Source organism: Pseudanabaena sp. UWO311 (genome assembly GCF_006937785.1).
Lineage (GTDB): Bacteria > Cyanobacteriota > Cyanobacteriia > Pseudanabaenales > Pseudanabaenaceae > Pseudanabaena.
Genome location: NZ_SJEE01000016.1, coordinates 24,880 through 50,531 on the forward strand (window position 1 = coordinate 24,880; position 25,652 = coordinate 50,531).

Consider the following 25,652-nt stretch of genomic DNA (forward strand, 5'->3'; position numbering starts at 1 on the left):
CTACTCTCTGATTTTACGTGGCTTCATGGCGATCGCGGGATTGCCGAGGTAAATTGTCATTGGTTCTAGTGATCGCGTCGCAACGCTGCCTAAGCCCAAAACAGCGCCCTGCCCGACTCTTACCCCTGCGGCAACAATCGCTCGCGCTGCGATCCAACTACCTGCTTCGATATAAATTGGGGCGGTGCTAAGGGCAAAACTGCGATCGCGCCAGTCGTGATTACCCGTACAGAGGTAAACCCCTTGCGAAATACAGCAATGGCTTTCGATTGTAATCAAATCGAGATTATCTAGCCAAACATCTTCCCCGATCCAAACAAAATCTTTGATCACCAAGCGCCAAGGAAATTTGACCCGCACCCCAGTTTTAATCCTCACCCCCTGCCCAATTTCTGCCCCAAACCAACGCAAAATATTAACCTTCAAACCCGAAAAAGGGATTAAATAACTACGCACTAAAGGCTCTCCTACAAAGTACCAAAGCACCTGTTTCCAGATCGTTGCGCCTGTTGTATATGTACCCGTTGTGTAGCGATCAAGGCGCAAAGTTGTAGCTCCTCACAGCGTTCTGAACTGAAATAAAATCCAAGATTTTTATTGAGAGCATTGCTTTGCAATGCTCTCAATAAAAATCTTGGAGTAGGCATGTTATACAATATTAGAGCTTTTTGAATGGTCGAGTTTTTTCTATGCAAGTTTGGGTATTGCTGTTTAACGCCAACACCGATAACGAAGGTATTTATACTCTAGAAATTGAAGGCAATAATATTATTGTCGCCTTTGAGCAAGAGGATGACGCGATTCGTTATGCAGGTCTATTGGAGGCTCAAGATTTTTTGTCGCCGACAGTTGAACGCATCGACAAGCAAGATTTAGAAGAATTTTGTGAAGAAGCAGGCTATGACTTAAACATTGTACCGACCGATGCTTTGTTGGTTCCTCCTGAGAAAAATGTTGACAAAACTGATTGGTCTAGCGATCGCGATCGCAATTTACCAGAATCAGATGATGAGGATGAGGTAGAAGATCCCGTAATTGCCATGATGCGTCGTCGTCTAGAGAATTTACTGTAGTGATTCTCAATTTGTCTTTCCACATATCGATGACAAACTCAGAACTACAAAACCTGATTAGAATTTGTTATAGGTATTACCACGATGTCTGATCTACCTTCCAATACTTTAACCAACATCATTACCAAATTTGAACCGACAGCTGAAGGTAATGAAAGTGATGGTTGGTTTAACTATCCTGTACGTGTTTATCCTCATCACACTGACTATGCGGGCGTAGTGTGGCATGGTACTTATCTAACTTGGATGGAAGAGGCAAGGGTAGAATGCTTACGCACTGTAGGTATGAGCTTTGAGGAGTTAGTTTCAGCGGGTGTGGACTTACCCGTTGCCGAGATGAATCTGCGCTATCACCGCTCGGCGCGAATGGGTGATGATGTGCTGGTAATGACTAGGCTTGTACCAGATAAAGTCCGCCTGAACTGGGAATATCAAATTCGCACTGAAACAGATCTATGTGTAACAGCAGTGGTTACCCTCGTACCTGTAGATTTTGAAAAACGTAAGTTGTTGCGATCGCTACCAAGCTCCTTAGAAGGGGCGATCGCTAAGCTTACGGGAATTTAAGTTTTAAACCTCGCATTGCGAGGTTTAAATGCATAGTAACTGAGGAAATCAATCAAATCATGGCAAATTGGCAAGTAATTGCAGGCGGTGTGACCGCAGCAAAGGGCTATAAAGCAGCAGGGATTACAGCAGGACTGAAACCATCGGGCGCACCTGACCTAACTTTGATCGCCTCCGATGTCCCTGCGATCGCCGCAGGTGTATTTACCAAGTCTTGCGTCAGAGCCGCCTGTGTGGACTTTAACCGTGAAGTATTAGCTAAGGGCGGCTACATCAGTACGATCCTCTGCAATGCGGGTCAAGCCAATGCCAGTACAGGTGTAGAGGGCTGGCGCAATGCCGTTGAATGCGCTGAACTTGTACAGAAAGCTTTAAATACCTCAGATGGCGTTTTGGTGGCTTCTACTGGTGTCATCGGTAAGCAATTGCTGATGGAAAAGATGCGGGCAGGCATTGCCAAAATTGCCCCATTAATTTCACCCGACGGTGGTGAAGATGCTTCGCGATCGATCATGACCACGGACACTGTGCCCAAGAGTATTGCCTTAGAAACGGTGATCGATGGTAAGCCAGTTAGAATTGGCGGCATCTGCAAAGGATCGGGGATGATTCACCCCAATATGGCGACGATGCTGGGCTTTGTCACTTGCGATGCGGGAGTAGAGCCAAAGCTTTGGCAAAAGATGTTGTCTAGTTCTATCGATGCCAGCTTCAATCAGGTTACTGTCGATGGCGACACCAGCACCAATGACATGGTGTTGGCACTTTGCAATGGTCAGTCTGGCGTAACTATTGATGATGAAGATTCTGATGCAGCGCAGCAGATACAGTCAATGCTCAAAGAGGTTTGCATGAGCTTAGCTAAGGCGATCGCTCGTGATGGTGAAGGCGCAACCTGCATGATTGAGGTCAATGTCACTGGCGCATCTAGCACCGAGGCTGCTCGTCAAATTGCCAAAACCATTGTCGGTTCATCGCTTGTAAAATCCGCAATTTTTGGTAACGATCCGAACTGGGGCAGAATTGCCGCCGCCGCAGGGCGATCGGGTGTTGATTTCAATCAAGATTTGTTGAATATTCAACTGGGTGGTTTTGTAATGATGAAGGATGGCACACCGCAGGAATACGATCGCAATGCTGCTAGTGACTATCTCAAAAATGACACCGTAATCATTAATGTCGGTGTCGGTGATGGTAGTGGTGATGGCACTGCATGGGGCTGTGATCTCAGCTACGATTACGTCAAGATCAACGCTGAATACACAACTTAAAAAAGAGGCGTGCTTTGCACGCCTCTTTTTTATATATCGATCACGGGTTATTTTTTAAAAGTTAAACTTTAGGCGATCGCTTTGGTTTTAAAGACTTAGGCATCTTGGGCTGTTTTGTGGAAATCTTTTGCAGTTTTTGGACTTGTTTTAGAGTTAGTCCAGTAAATTGGGCAACTAAATCTGTGGAGACATTTGAAAGCAACATGTTTAGAGCTATTTGACGAGCAGTTTCAGCCTTGCCTTCAGCCTTACCTTCAGCTTTGCCTTCAGCTTTGCCTTTTGCCTCGCCTTCCAGTAAAATATCCTGATAAATCACTGATTCTTTCATGATTTCACTCCTTAGTAGTCTTTGGATGATTGCTTTGTCTAAGGCTATACCCGATATTATAGCGGTAGATGCTGCCACGTTACTTTGGACTCGTTTATCGGCAATATGAGTAATTTGTCTTGCCACATCCCTTAAAGTTGCTTCAGGGTTGCTTGTTTGGGTTAAGACAGCGAGTGGCAATAGCCCAAGGTATTGCCGAAAGATGTCAGTGGGTTGTTCCCAGAGACGAATGACATTAAATTCATGGTTTAGCTGCTTAGAGCTAAAGCTGGTTTGGTATGCAAGTGGTGATTTTGTTGGCTTTAAATAGATGACAGTTTGATGAATTTCTTTAGTCGGATATTTTCCGTAAAGTCTCAACCAATAATTCGCCATCCGATAAGCCATTGTCTCATCGGTTTTGGTCTGGAACTCCAAATGCACAACTATTTCCGACGACTCTAGAAATATGACGGAATCTGCACGGATTGGCTCGGCGGAGAGTTCCGATGGTTCAAGTTTGGTTAGCGGAATAGATTTCCCCAAGAGCCAACAGGCAAAGTCTTCGGGGAAGTTCTCAGCTAGAAACTTGCAGGTATTGTCATACATCTGTTTTAGAAGTAATGAATCATAAAATTTTCTTAGGCTATATTTTTTTGTTCTTCAGCTTTTACTCTTTTGGATGCAACGCAATTCCATTCTCTGAGGTATCAAACAAGGAACATTATCGAGTGAAATCACCAGATGGTGAAGTTGATGCAGTTTTAAGGAAAAGTGATGGAGGTGCAACCACCTCTGTAAGTTATAACTTATTTATTCTACCTAAAGGAACAAGCAGCAAGGAATTACCGCTCGAACACTCACAACTTATTGCAGATAAAGTGGAAGATCTGAGAATAACTTGGATAGAAAACAAAATCCTCCAAATCGATTGTAAAAGCGCCCGAATTTTTCGCTTTTTAAATTTTTGGCAATCGAAGGAGATTCAAGATTATAAATACATAGTTGAAATAAGAATTTCTCCAAATTGCCATCTTTAGTTTTTTGTGATCTTTCACAAGCTGACATATTTCAAAAATAGTGATCGCAGGTTGCTTCTTGAAAGTGAGGATTTTTGAGATCGCATACACAATTCAAAAATAGCGATCGCAAGTTGCTTTTTAAAAATTAGGATTTTGGCGATCGCGAACATAAAAACAAGGAAGTAAGCGCCTTATCCTGAAAAAATTTTTAGATTTACTTTACGAAGTTAGCGCTAATGTAGGATGCCTGAGGCATGGACAAACTGTTATAGCTTGGTAAACTATTGGCTAGTTTTTAAAATCTGGTTTGAAGTATTAAAGAGGCAAAGAGCATATGCAAGTAGATGAACAGGCGGACAAACAGGTAGAAACGTCTACGGAAATCAGTAGTATGAGAGATACACCAAGCACCTCTGCCAGAAATCAACCTAGCAATATGAAAAACGCCCTAGGCTCAAAAGGCTCCAACAAATTTTTAATCCCTGCGATCGCACTTGCCCTAGCCTTACTGGGCGTAAGTATTTGGTTTGTGATCGGGCGTTTTAGCAGTAACCCCGCGCCTACGCCAGCAACCAATACCAACACCAAAGATCAGCCAAAAGCCATCAGTGCATTAGGGCGCTTAGAGCCACAAGGCGAAGTTATCAAAGTTGCCTCACCCTCAGCACTGGGCACATCGCGTATTGTGAAATTGATGGTCAAAGAAGGCGATACCGTCAAACAAGGACAAGTGATTGCCATTCTCGACAGTTACGATCGCTCTGTAGCAGCATTACTCCAAGCACAAAGCCAAGCTCAAGAAAGCGATCGCAACCTTGCTAGAGTTCGCTCAGGCGCAAAAAGTGGTGATATTGTTGCCCAAGAAGGTAACGTCATGTCTGCCGCCGCCAATATCAAATCTTTAGAAGCCAATGCCTCCAGAATTAAGGCTGAATTAGAAATTGCAGGTCGAGATTACAATCGCTTTCTTGAAGTTTTCAAGGAAGGCGCAATTTCCCAAACTGTTCTTGATACTTATCGCCTCAAGGTTGAGACTTTGCAAGGTCAATTTATGCAAGCTCAGCAACAAATTCAGCAAGCACAATTCCAGTTGCGTCAGTCTCAGGGTTTGCTTAGTAGCATTAGAGAAGTTCGTCCGACTGATGTCCAATTTGCCGAAGCTCAACTTCAAACTGCGATCGTCAATGTCAAAAAAGCAGAAGTTGATCTTGATCTAGCGCAAGTTCGTGCTCCGATTGATGGACAAGTTCTTAAAATCAACTCTAAAACTGGTGAAGTCGTCAGCCAGACAAATGGAGTCATGGATCTTGGCAATACTAGTCAGATGTATGTAGTTGCAGAAATCTATGAGACTGATATCGGCAAAATCAAGGTTGGACAGACTGCCACGATTGAGAGTGAAGCTTTTGAAGGTCTGATTACGGGCAAAGTTGATCGTATTGGTTTACGGATTGCCAAAAATGATGTTCTCGGAACTGACCCAGCCGCCAAAACTGATGTGCGGATTATCGAAGTCAAGATTAAGTTAGATGACAGTAAAAAGGTTGCAGGGCTTACCAATTTGCAAGTCAGAGTCAAGATTGAAAGCTAATGAAAGCGCAAATCGCGCTCATTAACTTTCAAATATTTTTTAAAATCGCTAGATGAATTTATGATTTTTGCCGTACCTCTTGCTTGGCTACAACTTACTTACGAAAAAAGCCGTCTACTAGTTGCGATCGCAGGAATTACATTTGCGGTGGTCTTAATGTTTTTGCAATTAGGATTCCGCGATGCTCTATTTAACAGTGCAATTCGACTACAAAGTAATTTAGTGGGTGATTTAGTGATGATCAGCCCTCAATCTACTAATTTAGTAGGGATGCGGAACTTCTCTCAGCGCCGCCTATATCAAGCTTTAGGAATGAAAGAAGTCGCTTCTGTAAATCCTCTTTACATTGGCATTGGCGCATGGAAAATCAAAGAAGACCCAGCAGGACAAACTCGAAACATTCTCGTCCTAGGCGCAAATCCTGATGCTAAGGTTTTTAAGATGCCAGGTTCCATATCAAATATCGATCGCGTTAAAACTCAAGACGTAGTTCTATTCGATCGTGCCTCTCGTGCGGAATTTGGCCCAATTGTTGGCGAATGTGGCACTTTAGCTTTAAAATCCCAATTTAATGATGAAGCTTTTGTCTGCAATCATTTGGTCAGCCGTGAAGTGGCTAATCGCAAACTTACTGTCGGCGGACTATTTGAGCTAGGAGCATCTTTTGCCGCTGATGGCGCAATGATTACTAGTGACACTAACTTCCTAAGAATTTTTGATAATCGACGTGCGGGATTAATTAATGTAGGTTTGGTTAATTTAAAACCTGACGCATCTCCCTATGAAGCGATGCGAAACTTTATCCTTAGTCAGCCCAGTGACAAAGTAGTTTTGCCGCGTGAAAAATTACAACCCGATGGCAAACGAATTCGGAGTTTGTTTCAAGAGAAGATCGGTGCAGATGGCAAAATTACTAGTGAAGAAGATAAAAACAAAGTAGTGATTTCCAAATCTGATTTAACAGTTGAAGATCTGAAAAAGACTGAGGATGCTGCGATCGATGATACAAGAATCTTGACGATCCAAGGCTATATTGACTTTGAGAAAGGCTATTGGCAAAAAAGCACTGCGATCGGCTTTATTTTTACTCTTGGAACTGTGATGGGTTTTATCGTAGGAATTGTGATTGTCTACCAGATTCTCTATACTGATGTCTCCGATCACCTCGCTGAATATGCAACTCTAAAAGCGATGGGTTATGGCAATCTATACTTAGCTCAAGTTGTAATTCAAGAAGCTTTTGCACTATCGATTTTAGGCTTTATCCCAGGATTAGGAATTTCTTTCTTTCTATATAATCTCACCAAAAATGCGACATTATTACCTTTGTATATTTGGGACAAAGCAATTCCAGTTATGCTCTTAACAATAGTCATGTGCGTAATTTCCGGTGCGATATCCCTACGCAAAGTCCAATCTGCCGATCCTGCGGAGATATTCGGATAGAGAGCGATATGAATGACTTAGAAAACGTTAAAAGCTTTAAAAGTATCCAAGATATTTTAGAGAAGACCGAAAGCATTGGATTTCAGATGGTGTCAGACCCTCTTGTTGGCTCATTGCTGCATACTCTAGTCACAAGTAAGCCCTCAAGTCGATTTTTAGAACTTGGCACTGGAACAGGAGTATCGACAGCGTGGATTCTGAATGGAATGGATTCACAATCAACGCTACTATCAGTTGAGAATAATGCAGAGCTTGTAGCTATTGCGAAAGAGTATCTAGGAGAAGATTCACGAGTAACCTTTCATGTAGGAGATGCTGGTGATTTGATTCAGCAATTGAGCAGTGGTAAAGAGCAGTTTGATATAATTTTTGCGGATACATGGGCAGGTAAATACACTCATTTTGAGGAGGTTCTGCAATGTTTAAAGTCTGGAGGATTATATGTTATTGATGATATGTTGCCTCAGAGTAACTGGCCAGAAGGTCACGAATTAAAGGTAAATGCGCTGATTTCTGAGCTTGAGAACCGTAGTGAGTTGAGTATAACTAAAATAAGTTGGGCTAGTGGAGTTATAATCGCTGCAAAGAAATAGGCAAAATAAAAAAGCGGCGCTAAGCGCCGCTTTTTTATTTCTTGGATTTTTTAATTTATTGCAATGTATATAAACGCGATCGCGATAGACGATCTAAAAAAGGAGCAAGAAATTTGTCATTAGCTTGCTTTTCTTGAGGATCTTCAGTTTCCAACGCATGGGGTGCTAAACCTCTCAGAGCAGCTGTAGTTACGCAAAACATCGACTTTTGGAAAGAGAGACAAATCTTGACCAGTAAATCCTCTTCACCGCGATCGCCTTTTTTGTAAATCTCATGCAAATAGTCTGGCAAAAAATGCCGCATATCTTGCATCAGCAATGTGGGTGGAATCCCTGCACCGCCTACGGGCAGATGATCGGCGTATAGTACACCATAGTTGAATTGCGAAATTTCCGTAGAAATTTGATGCGCTTGGGCATTGTAAGAAACCGTGCCACGAAATGGAAAAGAACGGAAAAATACAGCCTCCACATAGGGCACAGCTGTATCCATTAGAAACGTCAAATTTGCTGATGCAGGTACGATTTCGTAATCTTTGCCATTGATCGATACTTTATAAACGTAAGGCACACTAGCGTTGGTAACTAGACCATTTTGAACATGCTGCACAACATCGGGAATACTCTTAATTTCACCGCGATCATAGCGATCGCTTAAGTCTAAAAACAGCGGCGACATAAACGACCAAAAATACCCCAGAGCACTGTAGTAGGTCATTAATCGCACCTGCTCTAGCAAAAAATCTGGAAATAATTGATTTACCAACGCCGTTAACGGATTCCTACCAACTTTGGCAGCGATCGCTAACTTGGCAAATTTTTTAAATTCTTCGGAGTCTAAATAAGCGTCTAGACCGCCACCGCCATGCCAAAACATTGCTTTCATGCAATATTCAGCAAATTCAAAATTGATGCGATCGTGCCACCAATGGCGACCGAGTTTATTTAAGGAGAAATCACCATTAAAAAACTTAAAAAATGGAAAAAACACGAGAAACTGATGCTCAGAAATATAGGTGAGATTCCGATAATATTCACCCAGCACGACACCATAGCTTTTGAGGATGCCAACAACCTCTAGCAAGTTCTCAGGGGAATCTGGAAGCAATGCACCACCTGATTCTAGGCGTTGCTTTACCGCAGCAAGGGCTGGTTCAATAATTTTATTTTGACTCGATACACTCATAACCAAATTTTACAATGCTTCTGGCTAAAACCCAATAAGTAAGGTGTGCTTCGCCAACCTTACTTATTGGGTTTTAGCCAGAAGCAATTTTTTTAACCGCTTCAGCAACTTGCGTTGGATAATCGCCAAGGGTACTAATTTTTTGACCAGTGGAGAGCTAACTTGCAGACTTGCTTCACTCCATGCATTGCGATGCACATTAAAGCCATCCTGTTTTGCGATCGCATATTTAATGACATCACCTAAGCGTAAAGGCATTGCCCAATAAAAGTGATAAAGCTCATTGGGATCATCAAAAAATGGACAATCCATGAATGCCTCTGCCTCCTGTTGCGTTGGTGAGTTATTAAAAGCAAGAAACATTTCATCTAAGGCTTCACGCAATAATTTGGGAGAAGTATCGAAAGAAAAATCAGCAGGCGATCGCTCCACCAGAAGACGAACAAAATCTACTACAGATTGCTGAAAAGATTTTAGCCCCCAGCCCAGAGCAGGTTCATTACTCTTATGCTTGAGCAATGGAACTACCGAACCGTCGGCTTGCAAAGTATACTCAAGGGTTGTGCCTTCACAGCCTGCACAAAAGACTTCCATCGCAGACACATAACGATAGTCGATATCATTGCGAAGTCCCACAGAATTATTTAAATTAAAGAAAAAGGCAAGTGCTTCTCCTTTATGCTTAAGTCCGCCAGTAGGTTTATCCAAGGCAAAATAGAAGCCGATGGGCATCCTAGTACCAAACATCTCAAAAGCATTTTCTAGAGAAAGCTGTAAACTACCTCGCCAGCCGACATCAACCAAGCCAAAGGCTTTTCCATCAAGCATTTTCTCCTGAAGTAAATAAGCTTTTAAAACTTCGCGTTTCCGCTCCGCAACTTGGAGAACTAACGTATGTAAAGGTTGATGCTGTTCTAGCTTAGATCGTAGCGAAATTCTTTCTTTTGCTGTTAAATCTTTTTGCCAAGACGCTTCGGGATAGCCCAACGGCTCAAAAATTGGCTTGGCAGCTTGGTGATCGAGACACATTCGGGCAAGCAGACTATCAATAGTAAAAAAAGTCGTATCATCAAACATCCATTCCCAAAAAGCTTTGTTAATCTTAGTTAGCCCAGGCATTCTCAATGCTTGACGGCTGACATAGAGATAACGAAGTTCTACTTCTGGATAAATCTTCGGAGCAAGCTCCTTGGCAATTTGTAGCAACATTTCCCCATCCCTTGCTAAGAAGTAAATGCGGGCGAGTTGTTTTGCCTTAGCCTGTTGCAAAATCCAAATTGTATAGGCGGTTAAGATCGGTGCAGCAACGGAAGCCGCAATATCTCGAACAATTGATTCTTTTGGTGTTTGTGTCTCTCTATTGAGACGTGTATAGCGAGATATACCTGCCCAAAGAGAAGTAATTCCATTCGTAGCATCAGTATATTTTTGGAGTATTAATTCATAACGATTTGGATTTGCATCATTAAAGTAAATAGAATTAATCCCTAACGATCGAGGCTGAGTAACATCAGACTGCCAATTGTTACCGACATGAGTGATATCTTCAGGATGCAAGTTTAAATCTTTTAAAACCTGTAAAAACAGATCGCCTCTTCCCTTAGATTTTCGCTCCTGTGAAGATACATAAAGCTGATCGCCTTCTTGCCAAAAGCCATGATACTTGAGCTGTCCTTCCAGAAAGGACTCAGGTAAGTACATATCTGATAGGAACAAAATGTTTGGGTGCGATCGCCTTGCTTGTTCGATCAGTTGATAAGCCCTAGGAACAGCCACTAGATATTCCAATTCAACTTCTAATTCTAGATTTTTGAGTTTGTCAATGGTTTCCGCCTCAATTTCTAAGGTGTTCGCAATTTCGCGATAGATCTCATCTAGATTAGCTTCTCCAGCTTCATAGAACAGACGTGATCGCTGTTCAGCGTTAACTCTAATCTCATAAAAGGTTTGGGCTGAGAAATTGATCCAGCCAAACTGCAAAGCGCGATCGCCACAGATTTTAAAGATTTCAGTTGGTTCACTTACTATTCTTGTGAGCAGAGTATCAAAAATATCAAAGCTAAATATTGGGGTCATATAGATAAAGATATTTGATTCTTTTGAGGAGTAATAGCGTTGTGTTATCAGATCCGAGCTAATAAATTTTTAAAAAGCTCTGCCTTGCAAGAAGTTTAAAAAAATTATTCTAGTTCGTTTGTTAGTTAATAAAGACCGATTGCCAAAATTTATGCCTAATATCACTTACATAATGTCTCATGGCAATTTGCTTAGAAACAAATTTGTCTGAATACATAAACTGATCATCAACATTCATAATGTATTTCTCCCTAGCAAGAGCATTGCCTTTATTTAGTTTGATCGTTAGATTGACAATCGTTTGTTCAGAGAAATAATTTGGAGGCTCTTTTAGGCTAGCCAATCTTTGCACAGATACATCCCAATTCAAGGTTTTTTTGAATAGAATAAATCCTGCATTAATTGGATTTTGCTGTTCAATATCCTCATAAATAAGCCGTTTGTCTAATGAGCTTTTGCAGTCGGGAAGATAGTAAGTATGGACATCCTCTAAAGCAGTTGCTAATTCAGCTAAATCCGAAGCTCCTTGAAAAAACAAAATGTCTGAATCCGTGTAAAGTGTGGCTTCCTCAATAGGAATGGACATCAGAGCCGCTAATTTTTTGCCCATGGCCTGCTGAGATGCATACTCATAGACGGATTGGGGCAAGTCATCCCTTTGGAATTTAGTCAGAAGTTGAACATCTACACAGGGATGTACACGACGAAGCAATTTAATGCTCTCTTCCGTATAACTTCCATCAGACATGATCGTAAATGCTTTAGGAATTCCTACATAGCGAAGGAAAGATCGTAGACTGGCTACCTGTTCGGGTAAGTCTCGTTCACATGATAGGGCATATACTTTAATAGGGACTTGGCGCTCTTGGGCGATCGGAAAACTAACTAAGTTTGACAGGCTAGATTTATAGATAGAGCGAAGAAAATTACCTTGAATTTTTGCCGCGTGATAACCAATGTTTACCATTCATTCCTCTTCAAAGTTAGTTGTTTTAAAGCGCTTTGCGCTCAAATTTAAACCAATAAACTTTTGAAAGTGCTGCTACATAACACTTTCAAAAGTTTATTGTGTTTTCTTGATCGTAAATTGCTTTAATGATGATTACTAAGCAATTATAAAGCCGAAATATTGCGATCGCGAATAAAATAAAAAGAAAGCAAATGAATCATTAAGTGCCTCATTTACTTTCTTTTTTTCTTAGCTCGTTTTTGAGATGAGGGATAGAGCCAAAAGGCTAGTATTTTAGTTATATATGGCATAACTGGATAAGACAGTAAAGCAGATATAAAAGTAACTGAGATTAGTAAGCTTAATAGCGCAGGTAGTCCTTGCAACAATGGAGCTACAAGCAAGTTAGAGAGCAAAATCAGCGGATAAACTGTAATCACACCAATAATTACTTGCTTATAATAAGGTGGCTCTTTTGGATTTACTGATTTACTCTTAGGCAAGCTAAACCATATCTCTAATCCATTTTGCTGATGTTGTTGAGATCTATTGGAGATAAATTCTTCAGATCTTTGCATCCATTGTTGATAAACAGGTGAAGCAAGCCAATTTTTGCAATGAGCATAGTTGTCAAATTTGACGATAACTACATATTCTGGATATTGATGATCACGAGGACGAATGATCTCAACCCCCATAAACCCCTCAAACTGTTGAGCTGATTGATTAATTCCTTTTGTCCAAGTTTCATACTCTTCTATAAGATGTGACTCAACGACTTCTGAGATAACTAAGGTAATCGGATCTGAATTCTGTCCAAGATTCTGCATAGAGTAGCTAGATAGTCTAGCTATAGTTGAGCTTATCTAAATTATATCTCTAAATAAAACCTAATATTTGGTGAGGCGGGCGAAGCCCGCCTCACCAAATATTAGGTTTGTGATCTTAACTGCGACTAGAAGCCATATTCTCAAACTTAGTTAAGCGCGGTTCAAAGAGTAATTTAACTGTTCCAACTGGCCCATTACGATGTTTGGCAATAATAATTTCAGCAACTCCGCGATCAGGTGTTTCTGGATTGTAATATTCATCACGATATAAATTAATCACTAAATCCGCATCCTGCTCAATACTGTTATGCACATAAAAATTATTTGCCACAAAGTTAGCCAAGATTGGCACTGTCAAGTCATACACCAATTCTTCTTCAAACAAATCAATAGTTTTTACTTTGTCCCAGTAAATATCACTAGTAGCAAGATTTAGAATATCCTCTGACTCCAAAATTTCAGATAGCTTATAGGCGCGATCTCGACCAATTGCATTTTTGTAAAGACTCGTACCGCAATATTTCATACCAAGACTAGCTTGCATTTGCCTAGTTGTTAACCCCATTTCTTCTCTAGCTATATTTACATGCATTTTCCAGGCTTCTTTAGGGATTAAATCTCTATTAGTATTAGCTTTCCCAGAGTTATTTATATATATATTGATTGATTGCAGAGCTTCTTGCTTGTATTTACCAACTGCACCAACAAGATTGATAAATTTTTCTAGATCGGGCTTACCGCCTACAACAACATGATATTGATCACGTCCTTTCTGACCTTGCGATACAACCCGTAGAGTTGCATTAATACCTATTCTCAACAATAAAGACTGTACGCCTGTTGATAATTTCTCACTACTAGAAGCATAGTAAACTACGGGATAGTAAGATTTCTTACTTGTGAGAATACAACCATCAGTAGCCCATAGATGCCGCAAAAAGAGGGCGATCGCTTCTTGAGGTTGTTCAAAAACTTGGCATGGAATAAATTTTTCATGCGATCGCAAACCAAATACACCAAGATTTTCTAACCATTTAGTAACAGGATTTTTAACACCGTGAGTTAGGTGATAAGCAGATTCTAAATAAACTTGATACCAATCTCGCTCTTGTTTGATCCTTGGTGAAATTTGTTCGCGAAATACTTCAGTTGCTAAACTTGACACTAATTCTGCTAGATCAATTTCTCTAGTGGTGTATTGAATTGCATGACGTGGCAATGTGCAACCATCTCCAATCAAATGCCCCAACAGAGCTAGTTCAGTTTCTCCCATTGTTTGTAATTCTGGACTGGGAATCTGCCGAGGCATGGCTATGCAATCGCCTATTTGTAATTCATCAAGTCTCTTCCATCCTTGAATTGTCAGAAATTGATGATTTGCAGTGGCTTTAATTGATCGCCCCAATTGAGTTTTGAGTTGGTAAACGGGTTTAGAACCAGTGCAAAAAGCATTACTCACTATTGCTCGTTCTCTCTTAAAGGTCTGGGGATTAACTGCCCAGATTGCAAAATCTGATTTACCGACAAGATCGCGAATGGAAATTTCTGCGCCTGTGTCTGCCATTGTGATTAACGAATCACCACTAAGACACCCAGATTCTCTCAAGTCAGAAAGCATTGGACGCTTATTAGTTCTTGCTTCTACGCCTCGGCTTAGTTGGGATAGAGCAATTACTGGTACATTCAATTCACGCGCTAAAGCTTTTAGAGATCGCGTAATTCTGGAAATTTCCTGCACCCGATTATCGGAACCAGAGCCTTCCATTAATTGCAAATAATCAATCAAAATTAAACCTAGCACCCCTCCCTTTTCTGACTGCAATCGACGAGCCTTAGAGCGTAATTCCGTAATTGGCGGATTGGGTGTATCGTCAATAAATAGCGGCAACTCAGATAGCCCACTAATCGCCATCGCCACAGTCCCCCATTCATTTTCGCTAATTTGTCCAGTGCGGAGGCGATTACTATCGATCCCCATATCACTGGAACGAACTTTGGACTGACTAGCTAGTAGACGATAAACCAACTGCTCCTTCGACATTTCCAAACTAAAAATAGCCACAGGCAAACGATGGATTTCTGCCATTTTTCGCGCTATTTCTAAACCGAAGGCAGTTTTCCCCATTGACGGACGACCAGCGAGAACAATCAGATCCGATCGCTGTAATCCGTTAGTCATCGCGTCGAAATCATAAAATCCTGTAATTAACCCCGTAGCCGTTGAATTACCCGTACCTAGAGAATTAAAACGATTTTCTAATTCATAAAAGGTTTTCGTAAGAATGTCAGCGGCAGGAACTAGCCCTTGTTGAGCACGGGATTGAGTGACTGCAAAAATTTTCTGCTCAGATTGATCAAGAAGTTGTGGCAATTCAATTTCATTGCTATAACTTATTTCGACTACGCCTCTAGCAGCTTCAGCAAGTTTACGTCGGGCATATTTATCAGCAACTAATTGCGCATAAAAATCGATATTGACGGCGCTAACGGTGCGATCGCATAGTTGAGCGATTTTAGTTTGACCACCTATTTTTTCGAGCATATCGCGATCGCTTAGCCATGTTGTCAAGCTCATCATGTCTGTGGGATTAGACTGATTATGTAACATCAGGCAAGCCCGAAAAATCTCCTGATGTGCCGCTACATAGAACATTTCAGGACGCAAAGTATCTAGTACTCGGGAAACTGCCTCTGGGTCGATCAAGATGCCACCTAAGACAGCCTCCTCTGCCTCAATGTTTTGTGGTGGTAGGCGATCGCTGATAGATTCAAAATCTTGGCTCATATAACTTGCTGACTAGTTTGCTGTCTGGAGAAAATACTTAGAAAGTTGGAGGCTAGGTTTGAGTGCATTCATAATTCTAGGTTTTAATTGCAAAATTAAAACCTAGTTACCTAGGCACAACTAAATATAAAACCCCAAAATCTTTATCGCCCGCGCAGCGGAAGGTACAGATTTTGGGGTTTTAATTCCCATTTTACTTAGGACATAAAACCCAAATAAAGAGAGGCGGCGCGAAGCGCCGCCTCTCTTTATTTGGGTTTTGATTTGTCCAAGCTATCTCTTGCGTTGCTATAGTGCTTGTAGTGATGAGCAATTTATATGAGATTTGAGGAAATATTTGTTTTTGTGGTAGCAGGATGTGTAGCGATCTACCATCAACGGTCACAGCAACGCGCCAACAATCAAACTCAAATATTTATTTTGTGGATTCTGGCGGTTGCCTTGCCAAGTTTAGCGATCGCATGGACAAAGTTTAATCCCATAGCATTGCCATTAACTTTTGTGATACTTGTATTTTTGCTATGTGTATGGATATATAGCAGTTTCTCCACATCTCTCAACTTAAATCCAGAAGTCATCAACCTTGATATCACCGAAGAAAAGGCACTCAAAGATTGTTTCTCCTCCAATGTTTACCATCTGACAGGCTTAGAATATCGCCCTCAAGAAATATACTGTCGAGGAAATCTGCGATCGCAAAATCCTAAATATACCTACGAAACTATTAACCAAAATATTCAAAATACATTTGGCGATCGTTTTGTCTGTTATTTACAAGAAAGTCCATTAGAAAATTTAGGTACAAGCTTTGGTAGAGATCAAAATAGTCAGGGAAACGAAACAAACTACTGCTTTTATTTAACACCAAAGCATTTATCTAACTCTCAACTTGCTTTAAGCGATCGCCAAAGTTGGATTGCAAGCATTATTAGTATCGTATTGACTGCTTTCACCATATTAGTTGTAGGTGCAAATCAGCGAATTGAATCTTTAAGTTTAAGCAACTTACAGCAAGGAATTCCTTACTTTTTAGGTATAACTAGCATTTTTATTGCAAGGGCGATCACGCAATACTACATAACCAAACACTATAGATTGCAACTTCTACCACCATTTTCACTGCCATGCTTAGGTGGTTTTGGCTTGTTAGGCAGTTTAAATACCAATCTCCCCACAGGAGAACTAAACCCCACACATCAGCGACGCATCATTTTTGATCTAGCCGTGATTCCAGCCATTGCGGGCTTGGTAATCTCCATCTTTTTATTGTTTTTGGGAAACTGGATGCTAATTCCCGCAGCTCTGCCGCTAATCGATCCTGAGATCGCGCCATCTTTATTAATTACAAACTTAAATACCTTCGATATCAAAAACTCGATTTTTGCAACAATATTGCAAACAATTTTTTCCTTAGGTAAAACTGCAACTACTTCAGACGCGATCTCCACCTTTTCTCCACTTACCCTAGCTGGCTGGGCTGGATTAGCTCTTAGCGCTTTCCAACTAATGCCATTTGATTTATTGGACGGAGGCAATCTTATAATTGCTATGTTTGGGCATAGGCAAGCCATCCAAATTGCGCGGATCGCAAGACTAGTATTGTTGGCGATCGCTTTGCTTGCACAACCTTGGCTACGGATTTACTGCTTCTTATTATTTTTATTACCCACCCCACGCTCTCTTATTTTGAATGAACGCATGGAAATTGGTAAAACTCGCGATCTAATCGGCATGATATTAGTTGCGATCGCAGTACTAATTATCCTGCCTATACCAAAAGCCGTTTTGTTATGACCCAAGAGAGCGTTGTAGCGCAAAGCACCGTAACTAACACCCTCTCATTTTTTCCTCCAAAGGTTAACGCCTATGCTCCAAGTTAATGTTTTATTTTAAATTTTCAAGACTTTAATGTGATTTTGGCATTATCATTAACCTTGGCATTAGGTAGCCACGATTTGTTGCTACTGGTAACATCAGTTAAGTCAACAGTAGATACATGTTCATCCTGAAGCGCCAAGACGTTGAGATCGTTAACGTCCAAAACCCACAAAACAAAGACCAACAAATACCGATTTTGCAATATCAGGGGCAAACATTTCGGTTGCTCAACATGTTTGGAGATAATCGAGATGAGGCTTTAGCACTTTGGCGTGACTTAACTGATAACAAAGGCAAAGCTTGCGTATTATTAGAAGAGCCTCAGCGTTTTAGCGTGTGGGGTCGAGTCAAACTAGACCAACTCCATACAGCATCTACTCAGAGTTCTTCCGTAGGTACACATCTTGTTCAGGGCTGTTTACTCATATTACAAGCTGTGTATATTGATGTTGAAGATCTCCTTGGTGTTAGGCAAGCAGGTTCATTCAAGCAAGATTTACTTAAGTTCATGCAACAAGGAAAATTTGCTCAAAGCGAAACAATTTCGGCTCTAGAAGCAGTTTTGTCGATCAATCCACTTAATAGTGTGCAAATCCCCAACTGGGATGAAAGCAAATTGCAGCTTCTTTTAGGTGAAGTACATCGACTAGCAACTTCCTATTTTGGAAATAATAGTTTTGTCGAGAGTGCGATCGCAGCTTTAAATGAATTACCTGAATCAGCATCCGTAACTGCTTGGCTGACAAAAACTCCTAAAGGTAAGCTCTGGAAGTAATCTAACTGGCTACTTTCTATGTTTTCTTCTAAAGTTATGACTTGTAGCACAATACTTGTTATTTTCTTTTTTTAAATACTTTGATTTCTTATGGTTGTAGCTAAGGTGCAAGATTCATGAGTAGAGCTAAATCTCCCTCGCCGTCAGGGATTTCCACGCAATCTATTGTTTGGGCAGCGATCGGATGGGCAGCCCTAGCTCTAATGTTCTACCTATTTTTTAATGTCCCAACCGATGGACCACATACCATCAAACCCGAAGAATGCGCCAAGGCAATAAAAGACCTATTCGTCAGACCAAATTGGTATCGATACGGAACGTACATTTTTCAAACTGTAGCGATCTCTTGTTCAGGGATACTCTGTCTACGTAACTGGCGGAGTTCTAAAATCATTAGCGGTCGCAATGTTTGGTTAGGGCTGGGAATAGGTATCCTGTCTTGGGGTATCGGAAATTTAATTTTTGGTTATCTAGATTTTCAATACCAAAGTGGATTAATTGCAGGCGGAGCAAAAGGCGCTAAGAATTTAGTTCAAACATTTCCATCAATCGCCGATATATTCTTTACAGCTACTTACGTATTTTTATCATGGGGGATGGCGATGTCCGTGATTGGACGCAGGTTAAATCTGTATCCTAAGCAATGGGCGATCGTCGGGGCTGTTGGATTTGTTGGAGTCGTTGTAGCTGCCTATGTTACCTTCGGAGTCGGCGGTGAGTTTTCTCTAGATACAGGAAAAATACTGAATATTGTTTATGCCCTTGGCGATATTTGGTTACTAATTGTCGCCACAATTCTTTTACTCGCTTTTTGGGGTGGTAAAGCTGCTCAATCTTGGCGATTGCTTGGTAGTGCTGGTATCGCTATGTTCTTTGGTGACTTATGGTTTAACTACAGCATCAATACTGGTATCAGTAAAGTTTGTGAAGGTAAACAATATCAAAGTGGTGAACCTGCCGAATTTTTCTGGATTCTTGCATTTATTCTCTGGGGCATGGCAGCCGCTTTAGAGTTTGATTTATCTTCACGACCAACTACTCGTAGTCGTCGAAATTAAACAATAAAGGGGCGCTAAGCGCCCCTTTATTGTTAGTATGCTCCATTTCCTTTGGGGAAAATCACAACCAAAATAGTTTTAAATATCAGATGCAGATCAAGCAAAAAACTCATGCGTTTAACATAGCTCGCATCGATCTGTACCCGTTTGCTGTAAGGAATATCATTTCGTCCCGATACTTGCCATAGTCCTGCAATACCTGGGCGAACACTGAGCACTCGATCGATCGCAGTGCCATATTTACTTAGTTCATCTTGAACCAATGGTCTTGGACCAACTACACTCATATCGCCAATAAGTACATTCCAAAATTGAGGCAACTCATCCAAACTTGTCGTCCTCAAGAACTTACCAATTTTAGTAATCCGAGGATCATGTTTAAGTTTAAAAGATGCTTCATATTCAGCTCGGCTAATCGGACAGGCATTTAAATAATCTTCAAGAGCTTGATCTGCACCATTAATCATCGTTCTAAACTTAATGCAATTAAATTTAGAACCATTTAAACCAACTCTAGGATGAATATATAGAACTGAGCCAGGAGAGCTAATGAAAACAAGCAACGTAATTGCTAAATAAACTGGCGAAAACACAGTTAAAACAATTGATGCAAATGCGATATCAAAGACTCTTTTTCCCCAAGTTGCATAATGATCTGTACGATCTGTAACCGATTTCTTTGGACGGAGGCTAACTTGACTATTTGCTTTGCTTCTAGTAATCATCAAATCTCTTCACCACACCACATAGTTGAACTAATCATACAATGCCTGTCTACTTTTATTGGGGCGATGACGACTATCAAATTTCTCAAGCAGTAAAAAAATTGATAGACACTCATGTCGATCCGATGTGGCTTGACTTTAATTATGTCAAAATCATTGCTACAGGGGATCTTGAGATGATGGATGGGCTAAACCAAGCCGTAACTTCGCCCTTTGGCATGGGTAGTCGGTTAACTTGGTTAGCTGATACTGCGATCGCCCAACGTTGTTCTGAATCGCTACTATCAGAGCTAGAAAGAACTTTTAAGAATTTACCTGTAGACTCCTACATCTTGTTTACAACATCCAATAAGCCTGACGGGAGAGCCAAATCTACCAAGTTGTTGCAGAAGTATTCCCAGATTTTAGAATTTTCGCTAATACCTCCTTGGAAAACTGATGCGATCGTCCAATTAGTAAAACAGACCGCCGCAGAAATTGACTTAAAAATAGCATCAGATGGCATAGATCTCCTAGTTGATGCAATTGGCAATGATACTCGCCGACTGACAATGGAATTGCAAAAGTTACAACTGTCACATTATGGGAAAACGAATCCACTTACTGCTAAAGAAATAGCACCACTTGTGCAAGTCTCAGCTCACAATAGTTTGCAATTAGCAAGTGCAATTCGCTCTGCAAATACTAGTCAAGCTCTCTCTTTAATTGCGGAATTACTGCGAAATAACGAAGTGGGTTTACGAATTTGCGCAACTTTGGTGGGTCAGTTTCGCACATGGCTATGGATTAAGCTGATGCAAGAATCAGGAGAACGAGATGATAAGGCGATCGCTGATGCTGCGGAAATTGGCAATCCTAAGCGAGTATATTTTCTGAAGCAAGAAGTACAGGGGCTAAATAGTCAAAAGTTAATGAGATCGCTAAGTATTTTGTTGCGACTAGAAGCCGATCTCAAACTTGGTAAAGATGAAACGGCGACGTTGCAAACGGCAATTATTGAGCTATGCCAAGCTATGACCAAATAAGAAAAGTCGCACTTATGGCTTTGCCATAAGTGCGACTTTTCTTATTTATAAGATTTGAAAACATGATCGCTGCTAACATGACAAATAGATCCTTTAGTCAGAAATATGTCCGAACATTCCGCAACAGTTAATGTTGCACTAAATAGCGATAACCAACCTAATCGTAGTTATGACATTGCGATCGCATCGCATAGCCTCAAAAACTTAGGCGATAAATTAGTAGAAATTGGTTTAGGCAAAAAAAGCAAAAAAATTCTCATCGTCTCGAATCCCGTCATTTATAAGCACTATGGCGAAACTGTCCAGACTTCCTTAAGTAATGCAGGTTTTGATGTTGCTCATTTAATCTTGCCCGCAGGTGAACGCTTTAAAACTGCAAACTCACTTCAAAAGATTTATGATGCGGCTCTTGTCCATCGTTTAGAACGCTCATCAATGATTGTGGCCCTCGGTGGTGGCGTGATTGGCGATATGTCGGGCTATGCCGCCGCGACTTGGTTGCGCGGTATTGATCTTGTTCAAGTTCCCACCACACTTTTGGCAATGGTGGATTCCGCAATTGGTGGCAAGACGGGGATCAACCATCCACAAGGTAAAAATCTAATCGGTGCATTCTATCAACCCCGACTAGTGTGGGTCGATCCTGAAGTCTTAAAAACTTTGCCAGCCCGTGAGTTTCGCTCAGCAATGGCAGAGGTTATTAAGTACGGCGTAATCTGGGATCAAGAATTATTTGATTTATTAGCTAATTGCGATCGCCTTGATCAGCTACGCTATATTTCATCAGAATTGCTACAAACAATTTTGTATCGTTGTGCCAAAGCTAAAGCTGAAGTCGTATCCAAGGATGAGAAAGAAGGAAATCTTCGCGCCATTCTTAACTATGGTCATACAGTCGGTCATGCGATTGAGTCCGTTACCAACTATCGCCTTTACAACCATGGCGAAGCTGTGGGTTTAGGAATGGTAATAGCGGGTGAGATCGCTGTCGATCTTGGTCTATGGTCTGAGTTAGATCAAGCCAAACAAGTAGCCTTAATTGCTAAAACTCGTTTACCACAGACAGTACCTACGGACATTAATCTTGAATCAATTATTGAGTCGCTATCTACCGACAAAAAAGTAGAAGCTGGCAAAGTTCGCTTCATTTTACCAACGGCGATCGGATCGGTAACTCTTAGCGATCGGGTAACCTCAGAGCTGGTTAACCAAAATTTACGAAAAATAATGGCATAATACTTGACACATTAAGTGGTAGTTCGTACTATACTTAAACGTTTATGTCAAGCAAAAAATTGCTAAGCCTAAATATTTCAAACTCTTAATTTGAATATCACGCTTCAGATCGGCATATATTTGTCAACCATTAGTAATTTAAACCAATACCCCCAAGAGTCTAGACAACAGAGATTTCATGACTAAAAAGCCAATTAAAGACCTTCCCCAAATCAACGAACGCATCAGATATCCAAAAATTCGAGTCATTGATATGGAGGGGGAGCAACTCGGCATCCTAACCCCCAAAGAAGCCTTGAAAATGGCTGAAGAAAAAGAGCTAGATCTCGTGCTGGTCAGCGACAAAGCTGATCCTCCTGTTTGTCGAATCATGGACTATGGCAAATTCAAATTTGAGCAAGAGAAGAAAGCACGCGAAGCTCGTAAAAAGCAACATACTTCCGATGTTAAAGAAGTGAAGATGCGTTACAAAATTGAGGAGCATGACTATAAAGTGCGAATCAATCACGCAGAACGCTTTTTGAAAGAAGGTGATAAAGTCAAAGCAACCGTAATGTTTCGTGGTCGAGAAATTCAACACGTTGATCTTGCTGAAGTTTTGTTGAATCGTATGGCTAGTGATCTAGAGTCTGTCGCTGAGATTCAACAATATCCTAAGCGCGAAGGAAGAAACATCACTATGTTAATGGCTCCCAAGAAATAATCAAAAAGCCTCGCAACGCGAGGCTTTTTGATTTATACATGTTTTCAGTTAGATTAAGACCCAATCAGTAATTCACAGCTTGGGTCTTAAGAGTCCTAGCTATCTCTTGCATTGCTCTAACAAAATTATCCAAAATGTAGACAGATCCGTCCCTTCGCAGTAAATGATTAGGGATCAGCAGCAAAGCCAAACACCACTAATCATTTATTTAACACGAGTTCAGGATAATTTGAACCGAGCTTTGAGATAGGGTTTGCTACGCAAACCCTATCTCAAAGCCCAAAAGTAAAAGCCTTGCTAAGCAAGGCTTTTACTTTTGGGCTTTTAAAATTTGCAGCTTAACGCGAACTGACGTTATTTAATTTCCTTTTTTGGGATGTAAAAGGATAGATTAAGTAAAACTCAGATCCAGAAAGTTTTTTTAAGACCTCCAAATTGCAACGCCATTTGGAGGTTTGGATTAACGAGTAGGAGGCAATAGCGTAAATGGAGCAGTTGTAGGCTGAGGGTTTGCTGGGGCAGGGGCTGCGGCTGGCGCAGCTGCAGGGTCAACAGGTTGATCAGGATTAGAACTAACAATAGGAGCACCTACAGCACGTAATACCTCAACTCCATTTTGCTGTAACACAACAATTGGTGGCTCTGCATTGGTATCAATTCGCTTCACCAATACTCTACCGTTAGAAATCATTTGCCCAGCCCTAACATAACGAGATGTGGACTCACCAAAGGCACTAATAATTGCGTAGATTGTACCTGCAACTTCAACAGTACCTGTGACTTTTGTACCATCGGCAGCTCTAGTGTCAGGTGGCAACACTACTTTACTCGGACGGTTAGATGTTCTTACAACTACAGCAGCCCGTAGATTAGGTTGTACTTGTACTTTCTTTGCCAACAATGTTTCTAATTTTGGTACTGGATTAATCACAGTACTAGTGAAGGGATCGCGAGATTGTTTGGAGTCAACGCCAATTTTTTGCTCTAGTTCCTGAACTCTTGCCTGCTTATCTGTGATGGTAATCAGATCCTGTGTTTTCTGTCCAGCGACAAATGGAGTATTAAAAGTTGGCGCGGTAGTTTCAACCACCTTCGGTGGAGTAGCTATGGTTGCGCCAGCCGCAATACTGGGCAATGGCTTGCCTTCTTCCGCAAGTCCTTTCATTTGTTCGCAATCAGTCCCAGAGGCAAATTTAGCAGTTTTGACAACGCCTTGTCTGAGCTCTCGTTTCGTGCTGATCGTACATTCGACTGGTGTACCCTCACCGCAAGCACTAAGGATTGTAGTAACGCTAAGAATCACGCCAGCTAGGTAATAAATACGCATAATAAAGTTCCTCTGCTGCCTACTTGGTTTTCGGTACAGCGTCATCCGAATTTTTGTCGATTTTGACTGCAAGATAGTAAAGCATTATGGTAATTTTGGCAATCATTAACAAGAGATAACATCAAGTTTCATGATTAACCCAATTTTTGGGCTGAAGTTTTTATGTTGCAGTCATACCAACTATCGAAATTGTTTTGGTCATAGCAGTTTACGCTTCAATGAAATTGATGTGTAGCATTAGTCACTCTAGTTAAGACATTAAAAAAATTCATAGAGTTTCGGCGCGAAGCGTCGAAACTCTATGAATTTTTTTAGCTATAGCTATGAAGACAGAGTCAGATTGCTGTCATCTATACTTTTAGTAATAGTGATTGGCGGAGAAATTTGTGGAAATTACATCTGAAGTTTATCAAGGTCAGTTTGGTGAATTTACAATCACGAAAAATGATCGCCTTGGGGTAATTGTGTATCGTAGTGCTTTAGCGATCGCATCTCTTTGTTTTAGCGTGGGCGCAATATTAGTGCTGTTGCAGCCCAATAATCCTGAAATTCTAAATAATTGGTTAACTTGGCTGTATATCGGTTTTTCCATAGGATTAGGTGTTGCCCTTTGGACAATTCATATTTATCTGGAATTGCTACATAGGGTTTTGCAAATCTTTTGGGCAATCGGCGCGATCGCTTCGGTAGGTGTAGCACTTTATTTTCCTGAGCCTTTAGCGATCGCTATTTACAATAATCCGATCGCGCTTATTGGTGTCGGGTTTAGCTTTGCTGCTCTAACTGGAATTTTTTTCAAAGAGACTTTTTGTTTTAATCGTTTTGAAACAAAGTTTTTAGTCCCCCTATTGCCTCTGCTCATTCTTGGTCATTTGGTGAATATTTTACCTGTAGCGATCGAGCGAGGACTATTAGGTGCTTGGGCTGTTTTGTTTGTAATCTTTGCGATTCGTAAAGTGACTCAAGAAATTCCACCTGATATTGGTGATAAGTCGGTCTTTGCCTACCTCAAAGCTGAAAAACTTAGTAAGCAACAAGCTGCATAATAACGATTTCCGAAAGTGTGGCTGCACTTTCGGAAATCAAAAACTAGCCCCAATGAGGGTTTTATAGTTGTCGCCAAATGTACTAGGACGTAAAACCCAAGAATTGATTGGCAGCGCTTCGCGCTGCCAATCAATTCTTGGGTTTTGGTTTGTCCAAAGATGCTTGTGGCTTTACCTCAAAAA

General features: G+C 41.0%; 23 protein-coding genes. 14 read left to right on the plus strand and 9 right to left on the minus strand.

Going from position 1 to position 25,652, the window contains the following annotated elements; all coding sequences use genetic code 11:
- Complete coding sequence (locus PseudUWO311_RS13470; RefSeq protein ID WP_142655754.1) at positions 1–546, minus strand: WcaF family extracellular polysaccharide biosynthesis acetyltransferase; 546 nt, start codon at positions 544–546, stop codon at positions 1–3.
- A 143-nt stretch (positions 547–689) separates the two neighbouring features.
- On the opposite strand from PseudUWO311_RS13470, the gene PseudUWO311_RS13475 reads away from it, so the two are divergent.
- The 3 genes from PseudUWO311_RS13475 to argJ all read left to right on the plus strand — a co-directional run bounded on the left by PseudUWO311_RS13475 (position 690) and on the right by argJ (position 2,911).
- On the plus strand, positions 690–1,073 hold the full coding sequence (locus PseudUWO311_RS13475; RefSeq protein ID WP_142655755.1) for a DUF3110 domain-containing protein: 384 nt from the start codon (positions 690–692) through the stop codon (positions 1,071–1,073).
- An 84-nt stretch (positions 1,074–1,157) separates the two neighbouring features.
- The gene (locus tag PseudUWO311_RS13480) at positions 1,158–1,640 is read left to right on the plus strand and encodes an acyl-CoA thioesterase (RefSeq protein ID WP_142655756.1); all 483 of its coding nucleotides are present in this window, start codon (positions 1,158–1,160) and stop codon (positions 1,638–1,640) included.
- A gap of 59 nt (positions 1,641–1,699) precedes the next feature.
- Positions 1,700–2,911, plus strand: coding sequence for a bifunctional ornithine acetyltransferase/N-acetylglutamate synthase (gene argJ / locus PseudUWO311_RS13485; protein WP_142655757.1), 1,212 nt, complete (start codon positions 1,700–1,702; stop codon positions 2,909–2,911).
- Between the two features lie 61 nt (positions 2,912–2,972).
- Here argJ and PseudUWO311_RS13490 read toward each other — a convergent pair whose 3' ends face one another.
- Complete coding sequence (locus PseudUWO311_RS13490) at positions 2,973–3,827, minus strand: Rpn family recombination-promoting nuclease/putative transposase (RefSeq protein ID WP_142655758.1); 855 nt, start codon at positions 3,825–3,827, stop codon at positions 2,973–2,975.
- Between the two features lie 122 nt (positions 3,828–3,949).
- Here PseudUWO311_RS13490 and PseudUWO311_RS13495 point away from each other — a divergent pair, with 122 nt between their 5' ends.
- The 4 genes from PseudUWO311_RS13495 (at position 3,950) to PseudUWO311_RS13510 (ending at position 7,870) form a co-directional block, all read left to right on the plus strand.
- Positions 3,950–4,258 (plus strand): hypothetical protein, encoded by a 309-nt coding sequence (locus tag PseudUWO311_RS13495; protein ID WP_142655759.1) that lies wholly within the window; start codon positions 3,950–3,952, stop codon positions 4,256–4,258.
- Positions 4,259–4,574: 316 nt separating this feature from the next.
- Positions 4,575–5,831: an ABC exporter membrane fusion protein gene (locus tag PseudUWO311_RS13500; protein ID WP_142655760.1), complete on the plus strand. Its 1,257-nt coding sequence runs from the start codon at positions 4,575–4,577 to the stop codon at positions 5,829–5,831.
- 60 nt (positions 5,832–5,891) lie between these two features.
- Positions 5,892–7,277, plus strand: coding sequence for an FtsX-like permease family protein (locus PseudUWO311_RS13505; protein WP_142655761.1), 1,386 nt, complete (start codon positions 5,892–5,894; stop codon positions 7,275–7,277).
- Positions 7,278–7,285: 8 nt separating this feature from the next.
- Entirely contained in the window at positions 7,286–7,870 is a 585-nt protein-coding gene (locus tag PseudUWO311_RS13510) for an O-methyltransferase (RefSeq protein WP_142655762.1), read from the plus strand.
- Positions 7,871–7,925: 55 nt separating this feature from the next.
- On the opposite strand, the gene PseudUWO311_RS13515 is transcribed toward PseudUWO311_RS13510, so the two are convergent.
- The 5 genes from PseudUWO311_RS13515 to PseudUWO311_RS13535 all read right to left on the minus strand — a co-directional run bounded on the left by PseudUWO311_RS13515 (position 7,926) and on the right by PseudUWO311_RS13535 (position 15,696).
- Entirely contained in the window at positions 7,926–9,056 is a 1,131-nt protein-coding gene (locus tag PseudUWO311_RS13515) for a CO2 hydration protein (protein ID WP_142655763.1), read from the minus strand.
- 63 nt (positions 9,057–9,119) lie between these two features.
- The gene (locus tag PseudUWO311_RS13520; protein ID WP_142655764.1) at positions 9,120–11,132 is read right to left on the minus strand and encodes an HAD family hydrolase; all 2,013 of its coding nucleotides are present in this window, start codon (positions 11,130–11,132) and stop codon (positions 9,120–9,122) included.
- A 121-nt stretch (positions 11,133–11,253) separates the two neighbouring features.
- Positions 11,254–12,099, minus strand: a complete 846-nt coding sequence (locus PseudUWO311_RS13525; RefSeq protein WP_142655765.1) for a hypothetical protein — start codon at positions 12,097–12,099, stop codon at positions 11,254–11,256.
- Between the two features lie 215 nt (positions 12,100–12,314).
- A complete protein-coding gene (locus PseudUWO311_RS13530) occupies positions 12,315–12,911 on the minus strand; it encodes an antibiotic biosynthesis monooxygenase (RefSeq protein ID WP_142655766.1) in 597 nt (198 codons plus the stop codon).
- A gap of 115 nt (positions 12,912–13,026) precedes the next feature.
- Positions 13,027–15,696, minus strand: coding sequence for a replicative DNA helicase (locus tag PseudUWO311_RS13535; RefSeq protein WP_142655767.1), 2,670 nt, complete (start codon positions 15,694–15,696; stop codon positions 13,027–13,029).
- 318 nt (positions 15,697–16,014) lie between these two features.
- Between PseudUWO311_RS13535 and PseudUWO311_RS13540 the strand changes: the two genes are divergently transcribed.
- The 3 genes from PseudUWO311_RS13540 to PseudUWO311_RS13550 all read left to right on the plus strand — a co-directional run bounded on the left by PseudUWO311_RS13540 (position 16,015) and on the right by PseudUWO311_RS13550 (position 19,407).
- On the plus strand, positions 16,015–17,490 hold the full coding sequence (locus tag PseudUWO311_RS13540; RefSeq protein WP_142655768.1) for a hypothetical protein: 1,476 nt from the start codon (positions 16,015–16,017) through the stop codon (positions 17,488–17,490).
- A 202-nt stretch (positions 17,491–17,692) separates the two neighbouring features.
- Entirely contained in the window at positions 17,693–18,349 is a 657-nt protein-coding gene (locus PseudUWO311_RS13545; RefSeq protein WP_142655769.1) for an Npun_F0813 family protein, read from the plus strand.
- A gap of 116 nt (positions 18,350–18,465) precedes the next feature.
- The gene (locus tag PseudUWO311_RS13550; RefSeq protein WP_142655770.1) at positions 18,466–19,407 is read left to right on the plus strand and encodes a hypothetical protein; all 942 of its coding nucleotides are present in this window, start codon (positions 18,466–18,468) and stop codon (positions 19,405–19,407) included.
- A gap of 32 nt (positions 19,408–19,439) precedes the next feature.
- On the opposite strand, the gene PseudUWO311_RS13555 is transcribed toward PseudUWO311_RS13550, so the two are convergent.
- Positions 19,440–20,132, minus strand: coding sequence for a sugar transferase (locus tag PseudUWO311_RS13555; protein WP_142655771.1), 693 nt, complete (start codon positions 20,130–20,132; stop codon positions 19,440–19,442).
- Between the two features lie 41 nt (positions 20,133–20,173).
- Here PseudUWO311_RS13555 and holA point away from each other — a divergent pair, with 41 nt between their 5' ends.
- The 3 genes from holA (at position 20,174) to infC (ending at position 23,096) form a co-directional block, all read left to right on the plus strand.
- Positions 20,174–21,157, plus strand: a complete 984-nt coding sequence (gene holA, locus PseudUWO311_RS13560) for a DNA polymerase III subunit delta (protein ID WP_142655772.1) — start codon at positions 20,174–20,176, stop codon at positions 21,155–21,157.
- Between the two features lie 105 nt (positions 21,158–21,262).
- The gene (gene aroB, locus PseudUWO311_RS13565; protein ID WP_142655773.1) at positions 21,263–22,393 is read left to right on the plus strand and encodes a 3-dehydroquinate synthase; all 1,131 of its coding nucleotides are present in this window, start codon (positions 21,263–21,265) and stop codon (positions 22,391–22,393) included.
- 178 nt (positions 22,394–22,571) lie between these two features.
- Positions 22,572–23,096: a translation initiation factor IF-3 gene (gene infC, locus PseudUWO311_RS13570; protein ID WP_009627301.1), complete on the plus strand. Its 525-nt coding sequence runs from the start codon at positions 22,572–22,574 to the stop codon at positions 23,094–23,096.
- A gap of 460 nt (positions 23,097–23,556) precedes the next feature.
- Here infC and PseudUWO311_RS13575 read toward each other — a convergent pair whose 3' ends face one another.
- Positions 23,557–24,423: a hypothetical protein gene (locus tag PseudUWO311_RS13575; protein WP_142655774.1), complete on the minus strand. Its 867-nt coding sequence runs from the start codon at positions 24,421–24,423 to the stop codon at positions 23,557–23,559.
- 386 nt (positions 24,424–24,809) lie between these two features.
- On the opposite strand from PseudUWO311_RS13575, the gene PseudUWO311_RS13580 reads away from it, so the two are divergent.
- A complete protein-coding gene (locus PseudUWO311_RS13580) occupies positions 24,810–25,469 on the plus strand; it encodes a DUF2301 domain-containing membrane protein (RefSeq protein ID WP_142655775.1) in 660 nt (219 codons plus the stop codon).
- Positions 25,470–25,652: the final 183 nt, after the last annotated feature.

Bases quoted from the DNA above. Each gene is read 5' to 3' on its own strand.
- PseudUWO311_RS13475 (WP_142655755.1), top strand. From the start codon at position 690: ATGCAAGTTTGGGTATTGCTGTTTAACGCCAACACCGATAACGAAGGT.
- PseudUWO311_RS13480 (WP_142655756.1), top strand. From the start codon at position 1,158: ATGTCTGATCTACCTTCCAATACTTTAACCAACATCATTACCAAATTT.
- argJ (WP_142655757.1), top strand. From the start codon at position 1,700: ATGGCAAATTGGCAAGTAATTGCAGGCGGTGTGACCGCAGCAAAGGGC.
- PseudUWO311_RS13490 (WP_142655758.1), bottom strand. From the start codon at position 3,827: ATGTATGACAATACCTGCAAGTTTCTAGCTGAGAACTTCCCCGAAGAC.
- PseudUWO311_RS13500 (WP_142655760.1), top strand. From the start codon at position 4,575: ATGCAAGTAGATGAACAGGCGGACAAACAGGTAGAAACGTCTACGGAA.
- PseudUWO311_RS13505 (WP_142655761.1), top strand. From the start codon at position 5,892: ATGATTTTTGCCGTACCTCTTGCTTGGCTACAACTTACTTACGAAAAA.
- PseudUWO311_RS13510 (WP_142655762.1), top strand. From the start codon at position 7,286: ATGAATGACTTAGAAAACGTTAAAAGCTTTAAAAGTATCCAAGATATT.
- PseudUWO311_RS13515 (WP_142655763.1), bottom strand. From the start codon at position 9,056: ATGAGTGTATCGAGTCAAAATAAAATTATTGAACCAGCCCTTGCTGCG.
- PseudUWO311_RS13520 (WP_142655764.1), bottom strand. From the start codon at position 11,132: ATGACCCCAATATTTAGCTTTGATATTTTTGATACTCTGCTCACAAGA.
- PseudUWO311_RS13525 (WP_142655765.1), bottom strand. From the start codon at position 12,099: ATGGTAAACATTGGTTATCACGCGGCAAAAATTCAAGGTAATTTTCTT.
- PseudUWO311_RS13530 (WP_142655766.1), bottom strand. From the start codon at position 12,911: ATGCAGAATCTTGGACAGAATTCAGATCCGATTACCTTAGTTATCTCA.
- PseudUWO311_RS13535 (WP_142655767.1), bottom strand. From the start codon at position 15,696: ATGAGCCAAGATTTTGAATCTATCAGCGATCGCCTACCACCACAAAAC.
- PseudUWO311_RS13540 (WP_142655768.1), top strand. From the start codon at position 16,015: ATGAGATTTGAGGAAATATTTGTTTTTGTGGTAGCAGGATGTGTAGCG.
- PseudUWO311_RS13545 (WP_142655769.1), top strand. From the start codon at position 17,693: ATGTTCATCCTGAAGCGCCAAGACGTTGAGATCGTTAACGTCCAAAAC.
- PseudUWO311_RS13550 (WP_142655770.1), top strand. From the start codon at position 18,466: ATGAGTAGAGCTAAATCTCCCTCGCCGTCAGGGATTTCCACGCAATCT.
- PseudUWO311_RS13555 (WP_142655771.1), bottom strand. From the start codon at position 20,132: ATGATTACTAGAAGCAAAGCAAATAGTCAAGTTAGCCTCCGTCCAAAG.
- holA (WP_142655772.1), top strand. From the start codon at position 20,174: ATGCCTGTCTACTTTTATTGGGGCGATGACGACTATCAAATTTCTCAA.
- aroB (WP_142655773.1), top strand. From the start codon at position 21,263: ATGTCCGAACATTCCGCAACAGTTAATGTTGCACTAAATAGCGATAAC.
- infC (WP_009627301.1), top strand. From the start codon at position 22,572: ATGACTAAAAAGCCAATTAAAGACCTTCCCCAAATCAACGAACGCATC.
- PseudUWO311_RS13575 (WP_142655774.1), bottom strand. From the start codon at position 24,423: ATGCGTATTTATTACCTAGCTGGCGTGATTCTTAGCGTTACTACAATC.